We start from the raw sequence: 3,406 nt of genomic DNA, 5'->3' as shown, positions 1-3,406 counted from the left end.
AAAGTTAGTTGCATAAAAAAAGCCCCTGAACATTACTGAAAGGGGCTTTGGTAAAGTTTGGCACCGACCTACTCTCCCACGTTTTACCGCAGTACCATCGGCTCTGGCGGGCTTAACTTCTCTGTTCGGAATGGGAAGAGGTGGACACCGCCGATATAGGCACCTGAAGATCTTTAGTGAGGGGAAAGCTTAAAGGAGGAAAGCTTAAAGGTTTCTTACCTTTTACCTTTATCCTTTTGCCTTTCGGCCTTACTATGACATATTATTGAAAGAAGTCATTGAAAAACGTGAGAAGACAACAATATAATTCTGTTGCTTGAGAAAGCTTCGGGCTATTAGTATTACTCGGCTTTGATGTCACCACCTTTACACCTGTAACCTATCAACGTGATAGTCTGTCACGACCCTATAAGGAAGTCTCATCTCGTGGCTAGTTTCGCACTTAGATGCTTTCAGCGCTTATCTATTCCCAACGTAGCTACTCTGCAGTACAGCTGGCGCCATAACAGATTCACCAGAGGTTAGTCCAACCCGGTCCTCTCGTACTAAGGTCAGCCCCACTCAAACTTCCAACGCCCACAACAGATAGGGACCGAACTGTCTCGCGACGTTCTGAACCCAGCTCGCGTGCCACTTTAATGAGCGAACAGCTCAACCCTTGGGACCTTCTCCAGCCCCAGGATGTGACGAGCCGACATCGAGGTGCCAAACCTCCCCGTCGATATGAGCTCTTGGGGGAGATCAGCCTGTTATCCCCAGCGTACCTTTTATCCTTTGAGCGATGGCCCTTCCATGCAGAACCACCGGATCACTATATCCGTCTTTCGACCCTGCTCGGCTTGTCTGCCTCACAGTCAAGCAAGCTTATGCTATTGCACTCCGCGTACGGTTACCAAGCGTACTGAGCTTACCTTTGAAAGCCTCCGTTACCTTTTTGGAGGCGACCACCCCAGTCAAACTACCCGCCAAACAATGTCCTCCACATTGCAGAGTTAGACACCAAATACAGAAAGGGTGGTATTTCAACGTTGGCTCCACGAATCCTAGCGAATCCGCTTCAAAGCCTCCCACCTATCCTACACATCCTGTATCCGATATCAATGTTAAGTTGTAGTGAAGGTGCATGGGGTCTTTCCGTCCCGTTGCGGGTAACCGGCGTCTTCACCGATACCACAATTTCACCGAGCTCATGGCTGAGACAGCGCCCAGATCGTTACACCATTCGTGCAGGTCGGAACTTACCCGACAAGGAATTTCGCTACCTTAGGACCGTTATAGTTACGGCCGCCGTTTACCGGGGCTTCGATTCAATGCTTCGCCTTGCGACTAACATCCCCTCTTAACCTTCCGGCACCGGGCAGGTGTCAGGCCTTATACGTCATCTTGCGATTTTGCAAAGCCATGTGTTTTTGTTAAACAGTCGCCTGGGCCTTTTCACTGCGGCTGACATTGCTGCCAGCGCCCCTTCTCCCGAAGTTACAGGGCCATTTTGCCGAGTTCCTTAGCCATGATTCACTCGAGCACCTTAGGATTCTCTCCTCGACTACCTGTGTCGGTTTACGGTACGGGTTTTTATAACCTGAAGCTTAGCGGGTTTTCTTGGAAGTCTGATTACCTGAACTATCCCATCCCCCGAAGGTTCCGAGTACTATCAGCTTTCAGCAAGAGATGCGTACTTTACTACATCCCCTATACCTACGGCCTTTAACGAACTATTCCGTCAGTTCGCGTCAGTGTCACTACTCCGTCACCGCATCGCAGTTATAAAAAGTACTGGAATATTAACCAGTTGTCCATCGGCTGCGCCTTTCGGCTTCACCTTAGGCCCCGACTAACCCTGATCCGATTAGCGTTGATCAGGAAACCTTAGTCTTTCGGTGGGCGGGTTTCTCTCCCGCCTTATCGTTACTTATGCCTACATTTGCTTTTCTGCAATCTCCACAGTCACTTACGTTCCTGCTTCGCCGACAGCAGAATGCTCCCCTACCAGTGTATATTCAATATACAATCCATAGCTTCGGTATACCATTTAATGCCCGTTTATTATCCATGCCCGGCCGCTCGACTAGTGAGCTGTTACGCACTCTTTAAATGAATGGCTGCTTCCAAGCCAACATCCTAGCTGTCTGTGCAGCCGGACCTCGTTAGTTCAACTTAATGGTAATTTGGGGACCTTAGCTGATGGTCTGGGTTCTTTCCCTCTCGGCCATGGACCTTAGCACCCATAGCCTCACTCCAGCGTATATTATCAAGCATTCGGAGTTTATCTGGATTTGGTAGGATTTGACTCCCCCGCACCCAATTAGTAGCTCTACCTCTTAATAACTTAACCGCCAGGCTGTTCCTAAAAACATTTCGGGGAGTACGAGCTATTTCCCAGTTTGATTAGCCTTTCACCCCTACCCACAAATCATCCGGAAACTTTTCAACGTTTATCGGTTCGGTCCTCCAGTACCTGTTACGGCACCTTCAACCTGTCCATGGGTAGATCACAAGGTTTCGCGTCTACCTCCTCTGACTGCACGCCCTATTCAGACTCGCTTTCGCTTCGGATCCGTGTCTTAAACACTTAACCTTGCCAGAGAAGAGTAACTCGTAGGCTCATTATGCAAAAGGCACGCCGTCACCCCAGAAGGGCTCCGACCGCTTGTAAGCACACGGTTTCAGGTTCTATTTCACTCCCCTGTTCGGGGTTCTTTTCACCTTTCCCTCACGGTACTGGTTCACTATCGGTCTCTCAGGAGTATTTAGCCTTACCGGATGGTGCCGGCAAATTCCTACAAGGCGTCTCCGACCTCGCAGTACTCAGGATACCACTATCATATTATTACTTACCCGTACGCAGCTCTCATGCTCTATGGCCGGGTTTCCCACCCCGTTCCGGTTCATTTTAATACTCATGTTGTGGTCCTACTACCCCGTATATGCCGTAACATATATGGTTTGGGCTTCTTCCATTTCGCTCGCCACTACTCTGGAAATCACTGTTGTTTTCTCTTCCTCTGCTTACTTAGATGTTTCAGTTCAGCAGGTTAGCGCTATTGCATCTATTCTTCAAATAGATAGGTTTCCCCATTCGGAAATCCGCGGATTAATTCATATTTGCTAATCCCCGCGGCTTATCGCAGCTTATCACGTCCTTCATCGCCTCTGAGAGCCTAGGCATCCCCCGTGTGCCCTTTCTTACTTTCTTCTACTCATACGCCTTTTGCGCCGTATGGTATGCTTTTTTTGGTAATCTTTTTCGTCATTAGTCAATTGCCAGTAGTCATTGCTGACTGCTCACCGCTAACTGTTAACTTAAAGACTCCCTATTGTTGTCTTCTCGTTTTTTCAATTACTTCTTCCAATATGTCAAAGAACGTTTTTAAGCTTTTTAGCTGAAAGTCTAAAGCTTAAAGCTTTT

2 rRNA genes are annotated in these 3,406 nt (G+C 48.3%); both read right to left on the bottom strand.

Annotated elements, in window-relative coordinates:
* Positions 1-55 precede the first annotated feature (55 nt).
* A 5S ribosomal RNA gene (gene rrf, locus IM792_RS21130) occupies positions 56-167 on the bottom strand.
* A 149-nt stretch (positions 168-316) separates the two neighbouring features.
* Positions 317-3,193: ribosomal RNA gene (locus IM792_RS21125) — 23S ribosomal RNA — on the bottom strand.
* Positions 3,194-3,406: the final 213 nt, after the last annotated feature.

The organism is Mucilaginibacter sp. JRF, from assembly GCF_015223065.1.
Taxonomy (GTDB): Bacteria; Bacteroidota; Bacteroidia; order Sphingobacteriales; family Sphingobacteriaceae; genus Mucilaginibacter.
The sequence above is the reverse complement of the archived record's forward strand: the minus strand, read 5'-3'. Positions and strand labels throughout refer to the sequence as shown.